Annotated in this window: 23 protein-coding genes; 13 read left to right on the forward strand and 10 right to left on the reverse strand. The window is 67.4% G+C overall.

Annotated features, from left to right (window positions below; genetic code table 11):
• Nucleotides 1-14: 14 nt before the first annotated feature.
• The 3 genes from yidC to AC5RT3_RS00930 are packed head-to-tail and all read left to right on the forward strand — an operon-like array spanning nt 15 to nt 2094.
• The gene (gene yidC / locus AC5RT3_RS00920; RefSeq protein ID WP_494123280.1) at nt 15-806 is read left to right on the forward strand and encodes a membrane protein insertase YidC; all 792 of its coding nucleotides are present in this window, start codon (nt 15-17) and stop codon (nt 804-806) included.
• A gap of 60 nt (nt 807-866) precedes the next feature.
• Nucleotides 867-1424 (forward strand): dihydrofolate reductase family protein, encoded by a 558-nt coding sequence (locus AC5RT3_RS00925; RefSeq protein WP_494123281.1) that lies wholly within the window; start codon nt 867-869, stop codon nt 1422-1424.
• A 16-nt stretch (nt 1425-1440) separates the two neighbouring features.
• The gene (locus tag AC5RT3_RS00930) at nt 1441-2094 is read left to right on the forward strand and encodes an SDR family oxidoreductase (protein WP_494123282.1); all 654 of its coding nucleotides are present in this window, start codon (nt 1441-1443) and stop codon (nt 2092-2094) included.
• Here AC5RT3_RS00930 and AC5RT3_RS00935 read toward each other — a convergent pair.
• Nucleotides 2091-3293 (reverse strand): ROK family transcriptional regulator, encoded by a 1203-nt coding sequence (locus AC5RT3_RS00935; protein ID WP_494123283.1) that lies wholly within the window; start codon nt 3291-3293, stop codon nt 2091-2093. The two genes, AC5RT3_RS00930 and AC5RT3_RS00935, sit on opposite strands and share 4 nt — an antisense overlap.
• Nucleotides 3294-3520: 227 nt before the next feature.
• Between AC5RT3_RS00935 and AC5RT3_RS00940 the strand changes: the two genes are divergently transcribed.
• From AC5RT3_RS00940 to AC5RT3_RS00980, 9 genes are all read left to right on the forward strand, one after another.
• The gene (locus AC5RT3_RS00940; protein WP_494123284.1) at nt 3521-5233 is read left to right on the forward strand and encodes a glycoside hydrolase family 13 protein; all 1713 of its coding nucleotides are present in this window, start codon (nt 3521-3523) and stop codon (nt 5231-5233) included.
• Nucleotides 5234-5279: 46 nt separating this feature from the next.
• Nucleotides 5280-6221, forward strand: a complete 942-nt coding sequence (locus tag AC5RT3_RS00945) for an aldo/keto reductase (RefSeq protein ID WP_494123285.1) — start codon at nt 5280-5282, stop codon at nt 6219-6221.
• Nucleotides 6222-6384: 163 nt separating this feature from the next.
• Nucleotides 6385-7248, forward strand: coding sequence for an HpcH/HpaI aldolase/citrate lyase family protein (locus tag AC5RT3_RS00950; protein ID WP_494008972.1), 864 nt, complete (start codon nt 6385-6387; stop codon nt 7246-7248).
• Nucleotides 7248-8219, forward strand: coding sequence for a DUF2797 domain-containing protein (locus AC5RT3_RS00955; protein ID WP_494123286.1), 972 nt, complete (start codon nt 7248-7250; stop codon nt 8217-8219). The genes AC5RT3_RS00950 and AC5RT3_RS00955 overlap by 1 nt, the downstream gene beginning before the upstream one ends.
• 32 nt (nt 8220-8251) lie before the next feature.
• Nucleotides 8252-8476: a DUF3188 domain-containing protein gene (locus tag AC5RT3_RS00960; protein WP_133345727.1), complete on the forward strand. Its 225-nt coding sequence runs from the start codon at nt 8252-8254 to the stop codon at nt 8474-8476.
• Between the two features lie 68 nt (nt 8477-8544).
• Nucleotides 8545-9006, forward strand: a complete 462-nt coding sequence (locus AC5RT3_RS00965) for an FAS1-like dehydratase domain-containing protein (RefSeq protein ID WP_494008970.1) — start codon at nt 8545-8547, stop codon at nt 9004-9006.
• A 2-nt stretch (nt 9007-9008) separates the two neighbouring features.
• The gene (locus AC5RT3_RS00970; RefSeq protein ID WP_494123287.1) at nt 9009-9446 is read left to right on the forward strand and encodes a MaoC family dehydratase; all 438 of its coding nucleotides are present in this window, start codon (nt 9009-9011) and stop codon (nt 9444-9446) included.
• 9 nt (nt 9447-9455) lie between these two features.
• The gene (locus AC5RT3_RS00975) at nt 9456-10742 is read left to right on the forward strand and encodes an MFS transporter (protein WP_494123288.1); all 1287 of its coding nucleotides are present in this window, start codon (nt 9456-9458) and stop codon (nt 10740-10742) included.
• A 22-nt stretch (nt 10743-10764) separates the two neighbouring features.
• Complete coding sequence (locus tag AC5RT3_RS00980) at nt 10765-11832, forward strand: UDP-N-acetylmuramate dehydrogenase (protein WP_494123289.1); 1068 nt, start codon at nt 10765-10767, stop codon at nt 11830-11832.
• Here AC5RT3_RS00980 and AC5RT3_RS00985 read toward each other — a convergent pair.
• Nucleotides 11813-12247: a hypothetical protein gene (locus AC5RT3_RS00985; protein ID WP_494123290.1), complete on the reverse strand. Its 435-nt coding sequence runs from the start codon at nt 12245-12247 to the stop codon at nt 11813-11815. The genes AC5RT3_RS00980 and AC5RT3_RS00985 overlap by 20 nt on opposite strands.
• A gap of 105 nt (nt 12248-12352) precedes the next feature.
• On the opposite strand from AC5RT3_RS00985, the gene AC5RT3_RS00990 reads away from it, so the two are divergent.
• Nucleotides 12353-13480: a winged helix DNA-binding domain-containing protein gene (locus AC5RT3_RS00990; RefSeq protein ID WP_494123291.1), complete on the forward strand. Its 1128-nt coding sequence runs from the start codon at nt 12353-12355 to the stop codon at nt 13478-13480.
• A 169-nt stretch (nt 13481-13649) separates the two neighbouring features.
• On the opposite strand, the gene asd is transcribed toward AC5RT3_RS00990, so the two are convergent.
• From asd to AC5RT3_RS01030, 8 genes are all read right to left on the reverse strand, one after another.
• Complete coding sequence (gene asd / locus AC5RT3_RS00995) at nt 13650-14780, reverse strand: aspartate-semialdehyde dehydrogenase (protein WP_494123292.1); 1131 nt, start codon at nt 14778-14780, stop codon at nt 13650-13652.
• 135 nt (nt 14781-14915) lie between these two features.
• Complete coding sequence (locus tag AC5RT3_RS01000) at nt 14916-15350, reverse strand: hypothetical protein (RefSeq protein ID WP_494123293.1); 435 nt, start codon at nt 15348-15350, stop codon at nt 14916-14918.
• Between the two features lies 1 nt (nt 15351).
• The gene (locus AC5RT3_RS01005; protein ID WP_494123294.1) at nt 15352-16014 is read right to left on the reverse strand and encodes a hypothetical protein; all 663 of its coding nucleotides are present in this window, start codon (nt 16012-16014) and stop codon (nt 15352-15354) included.
• A 19-nt stretch (nt 16015-16033) separates the two neighbouring features.
• A complete protein-coding gene (locus tag AC5RT3_RS01010) occupies nt 16034-16996 on the reverse strand; it encodes a hypothetical protein (protein WP_494123295.1) in 963 nt (320 codons plus the stop codon).
• 123 nt (nt 16997-17119) lie between these two features.
• Nucleotides 17120-17338 carry an NF038396 family protein gene (locus tag AC5RT3_RS01015; protein ID WP_138133130.1) on the reverse strand — a complete coding sequence of 73 codons (219 nt, stop codon included), beginning with the start codon at nt 17336-17338 and terminating at the stop codon, nt 17120-17122.
• Nucleotides 17339-17342: 4 nt separating this feature from the next.
• Complete coding sequence (locus tag AC5RT3_RS01020; protein WP_494051023.1) at nt 17343-17927, reverse strand: dihydrofolate reductase; 585 nt, start codon at nt 17925-17927, stop codon at nt 17343-17345.
• On the reverse strand, nt 17924-18727 hold the full coding sequence (locus tag AC5RT3_RS01025) for a thymidylate synthase (RefSeq protein ID WP_494051022.1): 804 nt from the start codon (nt 18725-18727) through the stop codon (nt 17924-17926). Before AC5RT3_RS01025 ends, AC5RT3_RS01020 begins: the two co-directional genes overlap by 4 nt.
• Nucleotides 18728-18776: 49 nt before the next feature.
• A complete protein-coding gene (locus AC5RT3_RS01030) occupies nt 18777-19745 on the reverse strand; it encodes an NUDIX hydrolase (RefSeq protein WP_494123296.1) in 969 nt (322 codons plus the stop codon).
• Nucleotides 19746-19752 lie beyond the last annotated feature (7 nt).

Here is a 19752-nt window from a genome sequence, read left to right on the forward strand (position 1 = left end):
GACGGGGGACTGTGGTGGACTTTTTCAATGAGGTGATGGAACCCTTCCGGTGGCTCGTTTCCGTCATCATGCTGGCGTTCCACGGCGGCCTGACCGCCATCGGAATGCCGGAGGGGAGCGGCTGGACGTGGACACTGTCCATCATCGGGCTGGTACTGGTCATCCGCGCGGCCCTGATCCCCGTGTTCCTTGCGCAGGTCCGGGCCCAGCGCCGTATGCGGCTCCTGCAGCCGGACCTGAAGGAGCTCCAGGAAAAATACCGGGGCAAAACTGACCAGCTGTCCCGGCAGGCCATGGCCCAGGAACAGATGGCCCTCTACAAGAAGCACGGCACCAATCCGTTTTCTGCCTGCCTTCCCCTGTTGATCCAGGCGCCGTTCTTCCTGGCCCTGTTCCAGGTCCTCTCCGGCATTTCCGGCGCGGCGGCCAGGGATGAGGGCATCGGAACCCTGAACTCCGCCCAGGCCGCCCAGTTTGACGCCTCCAGCATTTTCGGCGCATCGTTGTCCGCGTCCCTGCTGCACGGCGGAGGCGGTAACCAGGCCGCAGTGGCCATCCTCGCCGTCGCCATGATCCTGGCCATGACGGCCTGCCAGTTCGTCACCCAGAAACTCGTCATGGCACGCAGCCTGGCCGGCCAGGACCCGGAGAATCCCTTGCTCCGCCAGCAAAAAATCCTCCTCTACATCCTGCCGGTGATCTTCGGAGCCGGCGGGATCATCTTCCCCATTGGTGTCCTCATCTACTGGACTGTCTCCAACCTCTGGACCCTGGTACAGCAGTACCTGGTGACGCGCAAAGCGTGAGGAGGCGCCCGGACCGCCAGACTCCTGTCTTGGGACGGAATTCACGGGCAGAATGACTCCATGGCCCAGCTGATCTATTCCGGCATCACCTCCTTGGACGGCTACGTCGCGGACCGGAACGGCAGGTTCGACTGGAGCGCACCCGACGAGGAGGTCCACGCCTTTGTGAACGACCTCGAGCGCGACGTCGGGACGTACCTGCTCGGCCGCAGGATCTACGAGGTCATGTCCGTCTGGGAAACAATGGGCACCGCCGGTGACCCGCCGGTAATCCAGGACTACGCACGCATCTGGCAGGGGGCAGACAAGATTGTCTACTCCACCTCCCTGGTCGGGGTGTCCGCGGCGCGGACCCGGGTGGAACGGGCATTCAGCCCCGACGCCGTCCGCGCCCTGAAAGCGAACACCGACCGCAATATCGGCATCGGCGGCCCCACCCTGGCTGCCCGGGCGCTCGAAGCCGGACTGGTGGACGAATGCCAGCTCTTCCTGAACCCCATTGCCGTAGGCGGCGGCCTGGGCTTCTTCCCCGACGGACTGGAGACAAGGCTCGAACTCCTGGATGAGCGGCGGTTCCGCAACGGCGTGGTCTATTTGCGCTACCGCTGCCTAGCTTGAGGGGCAGAATGGGTCCATGACCCGAATCGCAATCATCGGCGGCCACGGCAAAGTGGCCCTCCGCCTGTCAGCCCTCCTCACGGACGAGGGGCACAGCGTCACCTCGTTCATCCGCAACCCGGACCACGCCGCGGATGTGGCGCAGACGGGAGCAACGCCGTCGGTCCTGGACGTGGAACATGCGACGACGGCGGAACTCGCCGAGGCGCTGCAGGGCCATGACGTGGTGGTCTGGTCCGCCGGTGCCGGCGGCGGCAACCCGGCGCGCACCTATGCCGTGGACCGGGACGCGGCCATCCGCTCCATGGAGGCCGCAGCCCACGCCGGGGTGGACCGGTACGTCATGGTCTCCTACCTGGGGGCAGGCAAGGACCACGGAGTGCCCGAAACCAACAGCTTCTTCCCCTACGCGGAGGCAAAGGCGGCAGCTGACGACTACCTGCGTGGCACGGGGCTGGCATGGACCATCCTGGGACCGGGGTCGCTGACGGACAATCCGGGCACCGGCCGCATCGACGTGGACCCGCCCCGGGACGGCAGCGCGGCAACGTCCCGTGACAACACTGCCAGCGTGGCCGCAGCCGTGATTGAGATGCCGGAAACGGCCGGCCGGACCATCGAGTTCCGCGACGGCTCGCTTCCGGTTGCCGCCGCCCTGGGTTCTTCCTAGCCGGCGGCCGTGAGCTCCAGGTCCAGGGAGTTCTGCTCCACGTAGTCGAGGGCCCGGCGTACGGCGCCGACCGTGACCATGGAGTCGCCCAAGGGTGAGACGGCCACCCGCGGGGGAGTGGCGGTGAACTGCACCAGGCGTTCGGTAATGGCCTCAAGCAGCATGTCCGCCGAATTGGCCACGGCCCCGCCGATCACCACGAGCTCCGGGTTCAGCAGCGTGGCGACGGCGCCCACTACCCGTGCCATCCGGTCGGCGAGGCGGTCGAGGATCTGCCGGGCGACGGCGTCGCCGGCAGCGGCCGCGGCGAACACCTGTTCCGCCTCGACGCCGCCCGCTGCGTACTTCCGCAGCGCTGTCCCGGCTTTGCCTGCGAGCGCCTCCGCGGCCCAGTTCCGGGCGAGGAAGGCGATACCGTAGGTGTCGCCAACGCCTTCCACCCACTCCAGGAAGGCAAGTTCGCCGGCGCCCCCGTCGCGCCCGTGCAGCAGCCGCCCGTTGTCGATGATGCCGGCACCCAGGCGTTCGCTGGCCAGGATCACCACCACGTCGTCCACTCCGGCTGCCGCTCCCTGCCAGCGGTCCCCAAGTGCGGCCAGGTTGGCGTCGTTTTCCAGCAGTACAGTCCAGCCCCGCATCTCCAGCAGCGCTGTCTTCAGGCCGACGTCGAACAGTTCCCAGAAGTGCTGCTTCACCAGGACGTCCCCGTGGCGGTCCACCGGCGCGGCGATGCCGGCGCACACGGCAAGGACTGCATCCGGGGAGGCGCCGCTGCCCTCCAGCGCCAGCAGGGCGGCCCGGTCGACGACGGCGACGCGTTCTTCGGCTGGGATGTCCGCCCGGGAAAACGCCTGGGTAGCCCTGCCCAGCATCCTGCCGCGGAGATCGGCGACCACCACCGTGGCCTTGGAGACACCCACATCCATGCCCAGGACGTAGCCCGCGCGCTCGTTAAGCTCGAACCGGCGGGCGGGGCGGCCCTTCTGGTATCCGCCAAAGGCGCGCTGGTTCTCCAGCTCCCGGATCCAGCCCCGCGTCATCAGATCCTCGCAGACGGAGATGGCGGTGGCCCGGGTCAGGCCGGTGGCCTCCATGACCTCGGTGACGGTCACCGCCTGGGATGCGCGCAGGAATTCCAGGACTGCTCCTGCGCTGACGCGACGGAGCAGCTGGGGTGTGGCCGGCGTGGGTTCCGTCATGGGTGTTGACCTCTCTGTGCGTTGCCCTCCATAATACTTGGGGTACTAAATTTAGATTCAATATAAAAATGTTCCGATTGGGGGCCTCGTTTGCAATGGCACCCATACTGGTGGTTTACATCCTGGCGCGACGGTGGGTACTGTCCGAAGTAAATGCGCGGGGCCGCCAAGTAGACCCAAAAGACCTTGACCAGCCATAACCCAACGCACAGAAAAGGAAGATCCCTTTGTCCACCACCGCCACGCTGGCAACCCTCTCCGACTCCGACCGCCTCGCTGATCCGAACTGGTGGCGCCAGGCAGCGGTCTACCAGATCTATCCGCGCAGCTTCGCCGACTCCAACGGCGATGGCATCGGCGACCTGAAGGGCATCACCGCGAAGGTTCCGTACCTGAAGGCGCTGGGCATCGACGCCGTGTGGCTGAGCCCCTTCTACCCCTCGGCACTCGCCGACGGCGGCTACGACGTGGATGACTACCGCGACGTGGACCCCAAGCTGGGCACGCTGGCGGACTTTGACGAGATGGCCAAGGCCCTGCACGGCGCCGGGATCAAGCTGATCGCGGACATCGTCCCCAACCACTCCTCCGACAGGCACGAATGGTTCAAGGAGGCTCTGGCCGCGCCCAAGGGTTCACCCGCCCGCGATCGGTACATCTTCCGTGACGGGAAGGGCCCCAACGGCGAGTTCCCGCCGTCGGACTGGGACTCGGTGTTCGGTGGCCCCGCCTGGGAGCGCATCACAGAACCGGACGGCACTCCCGGCCAGTGGTACATGCACATCTTTGCGAAGGAGCAGCCGGACCTGAACTGGTCCAACCGGGAAGTCCGCGACGACTTCCTCAAGACCCTCCGCTTCTGGTCCGACCGCGGCGTGGACGGCTTCCGCGTGGACGTGGCTCACGCCCTCACCAAGGACCTCACCGAACCGCTGCTGTCCAAGCTGGAACTGAGCGCGGCCAACACCGGCGTTGACGGGTTCGACGACGGCACGCACCCGTTCTGGGACCGCGACGAAGTGCACGAGATCTACGCCGAATGGCGCGAGGTGTTCAACGAGTACAACCCGCCGCGGACCGCCGTCGCCGAGGCCTGGGTGCACGCCACCCGGCGCGCCCGGTACGCCAGCCCGCAGGGCCTGGGCCAGGCTTTCAACTTCGACCTGCTGCAGGCCGATTTCGACGCCGCCGAGTACAAGGAGATCATCACCCGCAACCTGGCCGAGGCAGCCGCCACCAAAGCGTCCTCCACCTGGGTGTTCTCCAACCATGACGTGGTCCGGCACGCCACCCGCTACGGACTGCCCCAGGTGTCCAAGGGCAAAGCGGGCAGCAAGGGCCAGGACGGCAAGGACTGGCTCCTCGCCGGCGGTCCCAAGGACCAGCTGGACGTGGAACTCGGTGAACGCCGCGCCCGCGCCGCCACGCTGCTGATGCTGGCCGTCCCGGGTTCCGCCTACCTGTACCAGGGTGAGGAACTGGGGCTCCAGGAAGTGTCAGAGATTCCCGAATCCGAGCGCCAGGACCCGTCCTTCTTCCGCAACAAGGGCGTGGAGATCGGCCGTGACGGCTGCCGCGTGCCCCTGCCGTGGAAAGTGGAGGGAACGTCCTTCGGCTTCGGTGAGGGTGGCTCACACCTGCCGCAGCCGGACTGGTTCAGCAAGTACGCCGTGGAAGCCCAGGACGGCACGCAAGGTTCCACCCTGGAGCTGTACCGTGCGGCCCTGAAGCTGCGCCGTGAGCTGCAGACGGACGAGGAACTCGAGTGGGTGGAGACCGGCAACCCTGAGGTCCTGCACTTCCGCCGCCCCAACGGATGGCAGTCCGTCACCAACTTCGGCGGCACCGCCGTCGAGCTTCCCGCGGGGGAGGTGCTGCTCAGCAGCGGGCCGCTGGAAGACGGCAAGCTGCCCGCCAACACCACCGCATGGCTGCGCTGATGCCCGCACCCGGCACAGGCCGGCAGGCCTTGCAGAAACAGCCCTGATGCAGGAGCTCATCTACGGCTGCATGGGATTGGGCGGCAGCTGGTCCGACGAGCCGCATGGCAGTGCCCATGTGGACGAGGCCGCTGCCGCCGTCCAGGCAGCCCTGGACGCCGGCATCACCCTGTTCGACCACGCGGACATCTACCGAAGCGGCAAGTCCGAGGCCGTCTTCGGCGAGGTGCTGGCCGGAACGCCGGGCCTGCGGGACCGGATCCGGCTGCAGACCAAATGCGGGATCAGGCTGAACGAACGCGGCCTGCAGACGCATTACGACCTGAGCCGGGAAGCCATTCTGGAACGGGTCGACGGGAGCCTGAAACGGCTGCGCACCGACTACGTGGACATCCTCCTGCTGCACCGCCCGGACCCGCTGGCAGACCCCGCAGAGGTGGCGTCCGCCGTCGGGCAGCTGATGGCGGAAGGCAAGGTCCGGCAGCTGGGCGTGTCCAACATGTCCGGGGCGCAGATCGAGGTGCTGCAGGACCGGCTGGAAACGCCCGTGGTGGCCAACCAGCTGGAGATGAGCCTGTTGAAGCGGGCCTGGCTGGAAAGCCAGGTGCTGGTGAACCATCCGGAACACCTGGACTACAGCTTTCCGCACGGCACCGTGGAGTACTGCACCCGCCACTCCATCACCCTGCAGGCCTACGGTTCCCTGGCCCGGGGCGTCTACACCGGCGCGGAACCGGAAAGCCCCACGTCCGCGGACGCTTCCACCGCGGAGCTCGTGGCGCAGCTGGCGGGGGAGTACGGGACGTCCGGTGAGGCGGTCCTGCTCGGCTGGCTGATGAAGCACCCGGCCGGCATCGCACCGGTGATCGGCACGGTCAACCCAGGCCGCATCCGCGCCTGTTCCGACGCCGCGAAGGCCGCCGCCGCCATGTCCCGCGCCGACTGGTACCGGCTCTGGGTGACCGCGCGTGGCAGCAACATCCCCTGACCACCAGTTGCGCAGCAGCACAGGCCGTTCCGGCCGCCGGAACGGCCCGTGCTGCTGCGTCTTTTCCACCCGGCGGGGTCACATCCCGTTTAGTTCGTATTGATCCTCACAAGCTGGCCATTTTCGTCGCCGCGCCGCTTGCAGGGCGGATACTGTAGAAAGCATGACGTCTACCATCGCCACCGAGACCGTAAGGCCGGAACGCAATATCCCCGCAGAAATCGCCCGCTCCTGGCTGCTGGTTAATGCCATGAAGACCGAGCTTTTTGACCAGTCGGCAGTTTCCCGCGCCGACTCGATCATCCTGGATATTGAAGATGCAGTGGACCCCTCGCAGAAGGACCAGGCGCGCGGCAACGTCGTCGACTGGCTGACCGCCGGCGGCAAGGCATGGGTCCGCATCAATGACGCCACCAGCCCGTTCTGGGCCGACGACCTCGCAGGCCTCCGCGGCACCCCCGGGCTCCTGGGCGTCATGCTCGCCAAGACCGAATCCGCGGACCAGGTCACCGAAAGCTTCCACCGGATGGACGGCAAGACACCCGTCATCCCGCTGGTGGAATCCGCCGTCGGCATTGAGGAAGCCAACAACATCGCCAAGGCCCAGGGCGCGTTCCGCCTGGCTTTCGGCTCCGGCGACTTCCGCCGCGATACGGGCATGGCTGCCACCCCGGAGGCCATGGCCTACCCCCGCGCCAAGCTCGTGGTCGCCAGCCGCGTGGGCAACCTCCCGGGCCCCATCGACGGACCCACGGTGGGCACCAACCACCCCATCCTGCGCGAACAGACCGGCATCACGGTGATGATGGGCATGACGGGCAAGCTGTGCCTTGCCATCGACCAGACTCCGGTCATCAACGAGGTCATCAGCCCCACCCCGTCCGACGTCGCCTGGGCCACCGACTTCATGACCGACTTCGAAGCCAACGGCCGCGTCATCCGCGACGGCTCAGATCTTCCCCGCCTGGGCCGCGCCGAAAAAATCATGAAGCTCGCAGTGGCCTTCGGAGTCCAGCCCGCGCTCTGATGCCCCACCCGCTTTCCTCCGGGACCCCGTTGGCCGATACCCGTTATCTGGTCCACGGGGTCTCTTGGGATGGGCCGCCGGCGTCAAGGGCAGCGGACGACGGCGGCGCGCCCGTCCTGCGCCTCCAGTCACCGTCCGGGGACTTCCGGCAGGTCAGCCTCCACCCGGAGGCCAGGCTCGGCTTTCGCGTCGAGGACCCGGCAAAATCCTGCCTGGGGCACCTGCGCGTCCACTCCTCGACACGCCGCGACCACGTCCTGTGCGCGGCGGGCGCCCCGGCGGCCCGGGGCAAGCAGTGCGAGCGCTGCTTTATGCTGGACGAATCGCGGCTCATCCACGACTTCCACCGGGGCGGCCGCGTCACCCCCGGGCTGCGCGAGTACCTTATGCAGGAACACTGGCTGTATGTGGCCACCTTCGCGGGCGGTGCCAGCAAGGTGGGAACAGCATCCGGACCGCGGAAGTGGAACCGGCTGGCAGAGCAGGGCGCCGCGGCGGCCCGGTATGTGGCCCGCGCCCGGGACGGCAGGGTGGTCCGGATCCTCGAGGACCTGGTCACGGCCGAAGCCGGCCTGCCCCAGCAAGTCAGGTCCGCCGCCAAAGCCGAGGCACTGCTCCGGCCGCTGCCCGATCCCGAACTGGATGCTACCAACGCCCGCCGCGCCGCCGAAGCCCGTGCACTGCTGGCGCATACCGCCGTCGACGGGTTCACCGTGGTGGACGAGCCCTGGATCCGTCCCAGGCAGGCGTCCGTCCTGCACGGCCCGGGGGCCCGGCACCCGTACCCGCACCCGCTGGACAGCGGTGGGCACGGCTTCGAGATCATGGGCCTGAGCGGGCACAACGCCCTGGCCCGGCTGGACGGCACGGATGCCGCCTTCGTGGTGAACCTTGCCCAGCTGGGCGCCCGCACCCTCATCCTGGGCGACTTCGCCTCCGAGGTCCCGGCCCTGCAGGAAGCCCTGTTCTGAACCGTTGCACCGAGGCCCGGTAAACTGGCTGGGTGCTGAACGAATTCTGGGCCACCGCGCCAACCCGCTACAAAGTCCTGGTTTTCAGCGCGATGGGGCTCATCGCCGTCGGCATCATCCTGAACCTGGTGGGCAACACCAGCGGCAACCAGGGGCTGGCCATGGCCTCCCTCCCGCTGATCGGGCTGGGCCTGGTCCTGCACGTGGCCGGAATGGTGGTCCGCGGCCAGGCCATCCGCAAGCGGCTGCGCCGGTAGGGTTCCCTGCCTCCTTGGCCGGGACCCGCTTTTCTGCCCTCCAGCAGGCGGGCGATAGGCTGGAGGCCATGACTATCAATCCGGACCTGCAGGGCCGCAGCTACCCTGCCGCTGAGGTGTACGACGTCGGCCGCGAGAAAATCCGCGAGTTCGCCCGCGCCGTGAAAGCCACCCATCCTGCGCACTTCGACGTCGACGCCGCCAAGGCCCTGGGCCACAATGACCTGGTGGCCCCGCCCACCTTCGCCATCATCATCGCCCAGCGCGCCGACGCCCAGCTCATCGAGGATCCGGAAGCCGGCATCGACTTCTCCCGCGTGGTCCACGCGGACCAGCGCTTCACCCACCACCGCCCCATCTTCGCCGGCGACCGGCTGGTGGCCGAACTCCACGTGGACGGCGTCCGTGCCATGGGCGGCGGTGCGATGATCACCACCCGTTCCGAAATTTTCGCCCTTGCCGCGGACGAGTCCCGTGAGCAGGTCACCACCACCACGTCATCCATCCTGGTCCGCGGAGAGGGACAGTAGCCATGAGCCCCAGCATCCACGAACTCAGCGCCGGCCAGGAGATCGGCAGCCGCACCGTCGACGTCACCCGCGCCGACCTGGTCAAGTACGCCGGCGCCTCCGGTGACTTCAACCCCATCCACTGGAACGAGGCCTTCGCCACCAGCGTGGAACTGCCCGGCGTCATCGCCCACGGCATGTTCACCATGGGCTCGGCCGTCCAGCTGGTGACCGACTGGGCAGGCGACCCGGCCGCCGTCGTCGACTTCCAGACCCGCTTCACCAAGCCGGTCCTGGTCACGGACACCACCGGCACGGAGCAGCCCGGGGCCACCATCGAGGTGAGCGGCACCATAGGAAAGCTCGACGCCGAGGCCGGCACCGCACGCGTCGACCTCACCGTTGTCTCGGCCGGCCAAAAAGTCCTGATGAAGGCCCAGGCCGTCGTCAGGCTTTCCTGAGCGGGCACGTTGACACCCAGGCAAGGCACAGGGGCAACTGTCACCGCCGGTGAAGTTACCCGCTGGCGCAACGCCGTGGTGGTGGCCTACGCCGCCAGCGGGCTGGCGTTTGCCTCCTGGGTGTCCCGCCTCCCGGCCATCCGGGACGCGCTGGACCTCACCCCGGGCAACGTGGGGGTACTCCTGCTCTGCATGACGCTCGGTTCCTTCGCGTCCGTTTCAGCCTCCGGGCTGATCGTGCTCCGCCTGGGTTCGAAGCGGACCATCCGGACCGGCAGCATCATGGTGGGCGTGGGCCTGCTGTTGACCGGTGCCGGTACCTCTGTCCTGGCCAGCCCGGTGGTCACCGCGCTGGGCCTGGCCGTCATCGGGCTGGGCACCGGCAGCTGGAACACCGCGTCCAACGTTGAGGGCGCGGCGGTTGAGCGGGCCGTTGGCCGGCACATCATGCCTCGGCTTCACGGCGCGTTCAGCCTGGGGACTGTGGCCGGCGCCGGGCTGGGTGCGGCAGCGGCCGCCGTTTCCCTGCCGGTGGCGTCGCATTTGGCCGCTGCCGGCGTGGTGGTTGCCGTTTCCGTAGCGACGGCGGCGTCCTGGTTCCGTGCCGACATCACCCCGGTTGCGGCGGAGCGGACGTACACCCCGGACAACTTCGAGGACCCCAGCACCGGGCCGATTCCCGTCATCTCTCCAGCCACTTCGGAGTCCGCCCACGAGCCCCTGGACAACAAACGCAAGATCGCCCAGGCCTGGCGGGACCGGCGCACCCTCCTCCTGGGGGTGCTGGTGCTGGGCCTCGCCCTGGCCGAAGGGGCGGCGGGGGACTGGGTAGCACTGGCACTGGCGGACGGCCACGGCCAGTCAGACGCCGCCGGTGCTGCCGGATACGGGCTCTTTGTCACGTTCATGACCATCGGACGGTTCGCCGGAACCCTGGTCCTGGACCGATTCGGGCGGGTGCCGGTGATGCGCTGGTGCGCGGCGATGGCGGTTGCCGGACTTGGCTTGTTCGTCTTTGCGCCGGTGCCCTGGCTGGCATTCGTTGGCCTGGCGGTGTGGGGCCTGGGCGCATCCCTGGGGTTCCCGGTGGGCATGTCCGCTGCGGCCGACGACCCCGCCAAAGCTGCCGCCCGGGTCTCCGTGGTGTCCACCATCGGATACGGGGCCTTCCTCTGCGGGCCGCCGCTGCTGGGGCTGCTGGCCGAGCACGTGGGCATCCTGCACTCGCTGCTCGCCGTCATGGTGATGCTGGTGGTGAGCTTCCTGCTCTCGCCCGTGGCCCGGAAGCTTGCCTGACTTTCCCTTGTATTGTGGACGGGTGACTTCCACCCTGCTTTCCTCCCTGACCACCTCCGCCGTCGGCGGCCCTGCCGGCACCTTCATCGAGGCGCGCACCGAGGCCGAAATCATCGAGGCCATCCGCACGGCGGATGAGGCGGGCGAACAGGTGCTGGTCATCAGCGGCGGGTCCAACCTCCTGATCTCGGACGACGGGTTCCCCGGCACGGTGGTCAGGATCGCCTCCGAGGGCTTCACCGTGAACGCCGAGGACTCCTGCGGCGGTGTTGCCGTGGTGGTGCAGGCAGGCCACAACTGGGACCAGCTGGTGGAGCACGCCGTCCGCCATGCCTGGTCCGGAATCGAAGCGCTCTCCGGCATTCCCGGTTCCACAGGCGCCACTCCCGTCCAGAACGTGGGTGCCTACGGCGCCGACGTCTCCCAGACCATCGCCGCGGTGCGCACCTGGGACCGCGATCGGAACGCCGTCAGGACCTTCACCAACTCCGAGCTGCAGTTCGGATACCGGGACTCCATCCTCAAGCGGACCACCGTCAACGGTTCGCCCCGCTACATCGTGCTCACCGTCGAATTCCAGCTTCCGCTCGGCCGGATGAGCGCACCCATCCGCTATGCCGAACTTGCCCGTGCTTTGGGGGTCGAGCCCGGCAAGCGTGCTTACGCCACCGACGTCCGCCGCGAGGTGCTCCGGCTCCGGGCTTCGAAGGGCATGGTGTGGGACGCCGCGGACCGGGACACCTATTCCACAGGCTCGTTCTTCACCAACCCCATCGTTCCCGCGGCGGTGGCTGAAGCGCTGCCTGAGTCCGCGCCGCGGTACCCGGCGGGGGCCGACGGGCTAGTCAAGCTGTCGGCTGCGTGGCTCATCGACCAGGCAGGCTTCGGGAAAGGCTTCGGCTTGGAGCGGGACAGCGTGTCAGGCGGACGGGCGTCGCTGTCCACTAAGCACACGCTGGCAATCACCAACCGCGGCGCAGCCCGGGCGGCGGACGTGGTGGCCGTGGCCCGTGAGGTGAGGGCCGGCGTCGAACGCCGCTTTGGCATTGAACTGCACCCGGAGCCGCTGCTTATCGGGCTGGAGCTGTAGTCCGCTCAGCGTCCGGCGAGCCCTGCCGGAGCACTTCCGCAGCGCCCATGAGGGCTGACGCCCAGCCGGTGAGGGCCAGGTAGATGCCCATGAACAGCCAGACCAGCAGGCCCGGTGCCTTCGGGTTTGCCGCCCCCGCAGCGATGCAGGTGCCCAGCCCGGCGACGGCCACGGCGAGTGACAGGATCCAGAGGAGACGGGCTGCCCGCGGGTGCTGCCGCCAGTCCCGGTGGATGCGGACGCCGTTGCGGCTGACCGCGATTGCGGGGAACAGGACGGCGTAGCCGCCTCCAAGGCTCAGGGCGAGGGAGGGGAGCAGCAGAAGGGGGTTTGACCGCCCCGCGCTGAGGAACGCGGAGAGGGAAATGAGTCCCAGCGCAGTTCCTGCCAGGACGCCCAGCGTCCCGCCGATCATCCATCTCCTGGTTTTACGCGCAGGCAACTGCCACAAACTCCCCAAAGTCATGGTTCTACCCTAGCCGCCGTGTTGCGTGCTCCGCCGCGACCGTAGGATGAGGGCATGGCTGCGCAGGCGGGTAACCGGATTGACGGCAGGACGCTGGGCCGGCTGCGGCTGGTGTCCCAAAGGCTGCTGGCCCAGGGCCTGCCGGCAGCCGGGGAGGCCACGGACTCCCCGGCAGGCGTGGTCCGTTGGATGACGGCCATGCAGGCACAGGACCTGCAGGCGGCTTTGTGGGCTGTTGGCGTTCGGCTTCCCGGCTCCGGTATTAGCGCCATGCGGGCCGCACTCGACACCGGAAGCGTGGTGAGGTCCTGGCCGATGCGGGGAACCCTGCACCTGGTGGCACCCGAGGACCTGGGCTGGATGCTGGAGCTCACCGCGGACCGGCTGACCAAGGGCATCGCCGCCCGGCACCGGGAACTCGGGATCACCTGGGCGGACGTCGAAAAGTGCCGGGATCTCGCGCTCGACCGCCTCGCAGCCGCCGGGCCAGCCAGCCGCAGTGAGCTGTTCAGTGTTTTCGATGCCGCGGGGCAGCCTACGCAGGGGCAACGGGGCGTCCACATCCTGGGAACGCTGTGCCGGCACGGCTGGCTGGTGCAGGGGCCGCTGTCCGGGAACCAGCAGCTGCTGGTGGCGTTTGATCAGTGGATTCCGCAGTCCCGGCGCCTGGAGCGGGCGGAGGCGGTTGCCGAGTGGCTGTTCCGTTACTTCCGCAGTCATGGCCCGGCCACCGTCCGCGACTTCGCCTGGTGGACCCAGATTCCCTTGACTGAAGTCCGGTCCGCTTTGGAGGAGATCCGCGGCGAGCTGGTGGAGCTCAAGTTTGACGGTACGGGCTACTGGATGTCCCCGGAGACCGCCGTGCTGCTGGAAGGCAGGGTCCCGGGCGGCCGCTCCGTCCTGCTGCTGCCCGGCTTCGACGAGTTCCTGCTGGGCTACACCGACCGGAGCCTTGTCCTGCCGCCCGAGCATGCCAACCTGGTTGTTCCCGGCGGCAACGGGGTCTTCAAGAAGACAGTTGTTGCGGCAGGCGAGGTGATCGGCACCTGGGCCGTTGCGGGCAAAGGCCAGCGCGCCGCCGTCGTACCCGAACTCTTTGACGGCGACCGCCCGCTTGGCCCGGCAGCGCAGGCAGCCTTCGACAAGGCTTCCCGGCGGTACCGGGATTTCCTCGCCACCTGAGCCGGCCCCACCCCCGCGACGCCCTCTCACTTGTGGCGGCTTTCCGGCCGACGCCCTCTCACTTGTGGCGGCTTTCCGGCCGACGCCCTCTCACTCTCGGCGAGGGACAGCCGGTTAAGCAGGAGCGGCCCCGCCCCAAACGGGGCAGGACCGCTGTGACGGCAGCTGTCTACAGGTTGCCGGTGGCGATGTTGAGCATGCGGCGCAGCGGCTCGGCGGCGCCCCAGAGGAGCTGGTCGCCCACGGTGAAGGCGCTGATGTACTGCGGTCCCATCTCCATCTTGCGGATGCGGCCGACCGGGATGTCCAGGGTGCCGGAAGCGGCCACCGGGGTGAGCTCGGCCATGGACGCTTCCTTCGTATTGGGGACCACCTTGGCCCACTCGTTGTCCTCGGCCAGAAGCTTCTCAATCTCGGCGACGGACAGGTCCTCGCGGAGCTTGAGCGTCAGCGCCTGGGAGTGGGAACGCATGGCGCCGATCCGGACGCACAGGCCGTCCATGATGACGTGGTTTTCCTCGGAGGTGCCCAGGATCTTATTGGTTTCGACCCCGGCCTTCCACTCTTCCTTCGACTGTCCGTTGCCCAGGTCGGCATCGATCCAGGGGATCAGGGAGCCGGCCAGCGGCACGCCGAACTGGGTGGCGTCGATGTCGGTGCGCTGGTGGGCCAGGACCTTGCGGTCGATGTCCAGGATGGCCGACGCCGGGTCGTCCAGTTCCGTGCTGACCTCAGCATTGAGCGTGCCGAACTGGCTGAGGAGCTCGCGCATGTGCCGGGCCCCGCCGCCGGAGGCTGCCTGGTAGGTCATGGAGGTGCCCCACTCGACCAGGCCGTTCTTGAACAGGCCGCCGAGGCCCATCAGCATGCAGGAGACGGTGCAGTTGCCGCCGATGAAGTCCTTGGTGCCGTTGACCAGGCCCTTGTCGATGACGTCGCGGTTGATCGGATCCAGCACGATGATTGAGTCATCGTTCATACGCAGCGTGGAGGCGGCGTCGATCCAGAGGCCGTCCCAGCCGCGGCTGCGCAGATCGCCGTGGACCTGCTTGGTGTAGTCGCCGCCCTGGGCGGTGACGATAATGGGCAGCTTCGCCAGGGTGTCGAGGTCAAACGCGTTCTCGAGTTTGCCGGCGCCGTCAGCAAAGGACGGCGCGGCACCTCCCGCGTTGGAGGTGGAGAAGAACACCGGGTTGATGTTGGCGAAGTCGCCCTCGTCCTGCATGCGCTGCATGAGGACGGAACCGACCATGCCGCGCCATCCGACCAGGCCGACGGAAGGGGTAGCTGCTGTAGTCATTCGTCCATTTTAGACGTCGGGACCCGTGGGGCGCAGTCGGTTACGTCACGTCGGGCGGGCGGCTACACGGACCTGAGGGCACGACGACGGCGCGCGGCTAACAAGGCAGGCCCCTTTTGTCAGGAGGGCTGCCCCTTACCGGTCGAACTGCCGGGCCGTCGGTTCCGGGATCCCCCGTTCCGCCCTCAGCCGTTTGGCCTTGGCGGCGACGCCCGCCATCCGTGCTGCGTAGAGGACGCCGGCGGCCCCGGCGACAGTGAGGACCAGGGCTCCCCACATCGGATCCTGGCCCCTGCTGGTGGGCCCGGCCACCAGCATGATCGAGAAAACCGCCAAGGCAGCGAAGAACACAGCCATCATGAGGAACCCTCCGGCGGACCGCACCTGCGGGTGGGAACTGGCGGTGACCACACCGAGTTCGTCCTTCTCATAGCTGTGGAGCGCGCCCTCCACCGTTCGGAACAGGACACGCTTTTCCCCGCGCGCCAGGGCCTGCTCGTGAAAGGCGCGGACCTGGTCGTCGGGCGTGGGTGCGCTGCCGGGAGTACTGCCCGGATTGCCGTTCTGCATGCTAGTCCTGTCGGATCGATCGGATGTGGTCCAACACCTGGCCGTCGCTGAGGCCTGAGATTTCCCGGATCGGCTCGGAAGGGGCATCAAGATGGCCGTAGCCCACGGTCCAGCCCTCCCCGCTGCGTTTGACCAGAAGTTGTTTGCCGTCGGAACCGTCGAGCAGGCGGATGGTGGCTCCGCCGTCGGGGTTGTCCTCAAGATGCTTGCGCAGGAGAAAGAAGTTGGCTTCTGCCGGTGTGGTGTCCGGCCGCTGCGCCATCGCGAACCAGCTGAGGTAGGCCCGTGGCTGCAGCAGGATCCGGTATTCGGGTGACTCGACGGACAGGACGTTGTCCACGGAGCCGGCCGTGAGGAGGTTGATCTGCACCAGCTTCTCGGTCATCGTCAGGGCATGCGTAACGGCTGCCACCGGACCCGCAACCGACAACTCCTTGTCCGCACCCACCGTGGCTGCACCGCGGGCCACCAGGGAGGACGCTCCCGCCGAGAGCAGGGAGGCGTCGTCGAGTTCGCCTTCCAGCCGGAGTGCCTTGGCAGAGGCTTCGGAGGCCGGTCCGCGCCGCAGGTTCAGGAGCACCAGGAGCTCGGCGAAGCCAAAACCGATCGCGTCCGGAAACCCTTGGCCGGGGCTGGAGGACCTGGCTGTGGTTGTTTCAGTCACTGGTTGTTCTCCTCAGTTCTCAGAAGCCAAAAAAGTCGCCGACAGCGTCCACGCCGTCACTGATAGCGCCGCCAACGGCCTCGGCCCCATCGGCGATCGTATCCCCGACGTAGTTCACGGAATCATGGATGACGGGGACGTTGTCGTAGAGGGCAAGGGCACCGCTGGCCACCATGCACGCAGTGCCGGCGGGCGGCGGAAGGAACGAGCCGGCGCCCAAAAGGGCCTTCGTGGTGGAGTAGGCGGCGGAGCCGTAATCGCCCTCTTGGAAGTTGTTGAAGGCGTCCAGGCTGTCCAGACCAACGCCCACAACGCCCAAACCCTTGCTGAATCCGTCGAGGTACTTGAAGGCGTTGGATCCCTCGGCGAGGTTCAGGACCTCGTGGAACTTGCCCTCGAACAGGCTGTTGGACATGTTGAAGAACTTGCTGAACTCGTTGGAGTTCTGGAAGGCCCGCCAGGCTGCCGGGTCCAGGAAATCAGAGATGCGGGACTTCTGCAGCATGGCGGCGATGTCGAACAGGCCCGCCCGGAGGTTCGGGAAGGCCTTGGTGAGGCCGTAGATGTCCCAGCCGTCACGGAACGGCGAATCAGGGTCTGCGAGCCAGTCCGGTCCCCAGGGGTTGTTGCTTCCCTGCCCCGGGACTTGTCTGCCCGGTCCGTTTCCGCCCGCTGTCCCGGTGCCGGGCCCGGAATTGCCGGCACCTCCGGTGGCAGACGCCTTCTCCTGCTCATCCGCGTGCGTGAGGAGGAGCTTCGACTCCTGCTGGAGCCGCGCCGCCGTCTTCTGCAGCAGTGCACGGTGGTTGCCGTTCCAGTCGGACCGGAAGCGCGACGCGTCCTGGCCTTTCCACGCGGGGCTGTTGTTGATCTGGCCGCTCAGCTGCTGCGACTGCTGTTGCAGCATGTCGGCGGTCTTGCTGAACTGCCGCGCCAAGGTGCGCAGCTGCTCGACGTCGGCACCCCACAAAGTTCCTGCCACCCGGCATCCCCCCAATATTGTCCAAACAGCAGTCCGTCAGGCTGCAGGCTTCAGCCTAGGCCAGGCCCCGCCAAGCCGCGATGGGGTGAGCTCCCCATGCAGAGCCGGCACAGCCACAATGAGCTAGCCCCGCTTGGACTCCTCCACCACAGCTGCCTTGCGGGCCCGCAGGGCAAAGAAGGCGCCGAAGGCGAAGACCTGCGTGACAACCACCAGCACGATGGCGCCGGCGATCTTGTTGCCGCCCAGGATCATGGTCAGCCCCACGATGGCGGACAGCAGCGCAAGCAGCGGCAGCAGCATGTACCCCAGGACAAAGAGGGTTTCCGGTTTCTTCAGCATGTTCCTAGCCCTCGGTCCTTGACCATTTGGTGAATCGGTAGCGTGTGCCGTTCGCGGCCGTCAGCCAGCCGTCCGGAGGAACGGAGGCGGTGGCCTCCCAGCTGGTGCCAAGCTCGGGGGCGAACGTGTCGCCGTCGGCCTCCACGTCGATGGTGGTGACCACCGCAACGTTGGCCAGGTCCGTGGACTGGCGGAAAATCTCCCCGCCGCCCAGGATCCAGACGGTGTCTCCGCCGTCGACAAACTGCGATTCCAGCAGCGCATCATCCAGCGACGGAACCACGACGGCGCCCTCCGCCTCAGGCGTGTCTGCCCAGCTCTTCTGCCGCGTGATGACGATGTTCGTCCGCCCGGGCAGCGGACGGTACTTGTCCGGGAAGGACAGCCAGGTCTTGCGGCCCATGATGACCGGGTGCCCGGTGGTCAGGCGGGTGAAATGCTTGAGGTCCTCGGGCAGGTGCCAGGGCATGTCCCCGTCCTTGCCGATGACGCCGTCGGGGGTCTGCGCCCAAACCAGGCCGACGCCCGTGATCGAGGCGGCCAGTTCCTCCGTGAAGGACTGCGGATCGGTGAAGTTCTCGGTGCTCATACGGCGATCGGTGCCTTAATCGTCGGGTGGTGCTTGTAGCCCACCACTTCGAAATCCTCCAGCGTGTAGTCGAAGATCGATGCCGGCTTCCGGTTGATCTTCAGCTGCGGGTACTCGTAAGGCTCCCGCTCCAGCTGCTTGAGGACCTGGTCCATGTGGTTTTCGTAAATATGCACATCGCCGCCGGTCCAGACGAACTCGCCGGGCTCCAGGCCCACCTGTTGGGCGAGCATGCATGTCAGCAGGGCGTAGGAGGCGATATTGAACGGCACGCCCAGGAACATGTCCGCGGAGCGCTGGTACAGCTGGCAGGACAGCCTGCCGTTGGCCACGTAAAACTGGAAGAACGCGTGGCAAGGCGGCAGGGCCATGTCGCTCAGCTCGGAGACGTTCCACGCCGAGACGATGTGGCGGCGCGAGTCGGGGTTGTTCTTCAGGCCCTCCACGAGCTCGGCGATCTGGTCGATGTGGCCGCCGTCCGGGGTGGGCCAGCTGCGCCACTGGACGCCGTAAACCGGCCCCAGGTCGCCATCCGCGTCTGCCCATTCGTCCCAGATGGTGACCCCCTGGTCCTGCATCCACTTCACGTTGGTTTCGCCGCGCAGGAACCACAGCAGCTCCACCGCGACGGATTTGAAATGCACCCGCTTGGTAGTGATCAGCGGGAAGCTCTCCGACAGGCCAAAACGCAGCTGCCGCCCGAAAACGCTGGTGGTTCCGGTTCCGGTCCGGTCGGATTTGTGCGTGCCGGAAGCCAGGACATCGCGCAGGAGGTCTTCATAAGGCGTTGGGATGTTCACGCCCCAAGTCTATCGGGGTTGCTTGTCGCCTTTCTGAATCCCGGCCGGGTCAGTCGTCGAACGGTTTGAACTGCTCGACGGCGACCACGTGGTTCTTTGCCCCGGGCGCCACATGGCAGACCACCACTTCGCCGGGGGAGAGGTACGGCTCCTCCGAGGGCAGGAGGCTGCTCAGCCGGCCCGGCATGTGCTTCGCCAGTTGCGCGAAGACCGTCGGCAGCGCGGGCCGGTGGGTGCAGACCACCACAGGCCGCTGCTTGTCGAACAGGGCCTCGACGACGGCGGCGGTCTTCTTCGGGCTGCGGTGGTGGCGGTGCTCAGTGAGGGCTTCCGCCATCCGAACCTTCGCCCCTGCTGCCTTCGCATAGGGCGCAACGGTCGCCACGCACCGGAGCCAGGGGCTGGTGACCACGCGCGGGGGCTGCCAGACCTGCAGCAGCCGTCCCACTGCCTGTGCCTGCCGTGTCCCGGTGGCGGCCAGTGGCCGTTCACCTTCGGCTTTGGTCCAGGAGGAGCGTGGCTTCGCTTTGGCGTGCCGGAGGACTATGAGCGGCCAGGTGTTCAGCTCGCCGTCCTCGTGGGCTTTGCGCAGGTATTCCAGCGGCACGACGTCGGTGGGGTTGGAGAGCAGCTTGGCCGCCTTCTCCGGGGTGCACCACATGACGCTGTCCACCTCCTTGCCGTCCGGAACCAGCCGTGTCCCATTGGCCTTCACCGCCCAGTAAAAAACCACCTTGAGGCCGGACGCGACGCGGTAGTGGATGGCCGGCAGCGGACGGCCCAAAGGCGCGTCCAGGCCGATCTCCTCCCGCACCTCCCGGAGGGCGCATTCGGGGATGGTCTCGCCGTCGTCAATTTTCCCTTTGGGCCATGACCAGTCGTCATAGCGGGGGCGGTGGATCAGCAGGACTTCAAGCCTGTCATTTGCCACCCGCCACGGGAGGGCGCCGGCAGCGGTAACTGCAACTGGTTCCCCGGGATGGTCTGTCTGGTCAGCTACGAGTGCATCGCTCGACAAAACGGCT

It is taken from the genome of Arthrobacter sp. Y3221159, assembly GCF_059089885.1.

Coding starts and splice junctions, on each gene's coding strand:
- AC5RT3_RS00950 (WP_494008972.1), top strand. CDS start 6,385: ATGACGTCTACCATCGCCACCGAGACCGTAAGGCCGGAACGCAATATC.
- AC5RT3_RS00925 (WP_494123281.1), top strand. CDS start 867: ATGGCCCAGCTGATCTATTCCGGCATCACCTCCTTGGACGGCTACGTC.
- AC5RT3_RS00930 (WP_494123282.1), top strand. CDS start 1,441: ATGACCCGAATCGCAATCATCGGCGGCCACGGCAAAGTGGCCCTCCGC.
- AC5RT3_RS01020 (WP_494051023.1), bottom strand. CDS start 17,927: ATGAGCACCGAGAACTTCACCGATCCGCAGTCCTTCACGGAGGAACTG.
- AC5RT3_RS00970 (WP_494123287.1), top strand. CDS start 9,009: ATGAGCCCCAGCATCCACGAACTCAGCGCCGGCCAGGAGATCGGCAGC.
- AC5RT3_RS00945 (WP_494123285.1), top strand. CDS start 5,280: ATGCAGGAGCTCATCTACGGCTGCATGGGATTGGGCGGCAGCTGGTCC.
- asd (WP_494123292.1), bottom strand. CDS start 14,780: ATGACTACAGCAGCTACCCCTTCCGTCGGCCTGGTCGGATGGCGCGGC.
- AC5RT3_RS00965 (WP_494008970.1), top strand. CDS start 8,545: ATGACTATCAATCCGGACCTGCAGGGCCGCAGCTACCCTGCCGCTGAG.
- AC5RT3_RS01000 (WP_494123293.1), bottom strand. CDS start 15,350: ATGCAGAACGGCAATCCGGGCAGTACTCCCGGCAGCGCACCCACGCCC.
- AC5RT3_RS00990 (WP_494123291.1), top strand. CDS start 12,353: ATGGCTGCGCAGGCGGGTAACCGGATTGACGGCAGGACGCTGGGCCGG.
- AC5RT3_RS00955 (WP_494123286.1), top strand. CDS start 7,248: ATGCCCCACCCGCTTTCCTCCGGGACCCCGTTGGCCGATACCCGTTAT.
- AC5RT3_RS01015 (WP_138133130.1), bottom strand. CDS start 17,338: ATGCTGAAGAAACCGGAAACCCTCTTTGTCCTGGGGTACATGCTGCTG.
- AC5RT3_RS00985 (WP_494123290.1), bottom strand. CDS start 12,247: ATGATCGGCGGGACGCTGGGCGTCCTGGCAGGAACTGCGCTGGGACTC.
- AC5RT3_RS00935 (WP_494123283.1), bottom strand. CDS start 3,293: ATGACGGAACCCACGCCGGCCACACCCCAGCTGCTCCGTCGCGTCAGC.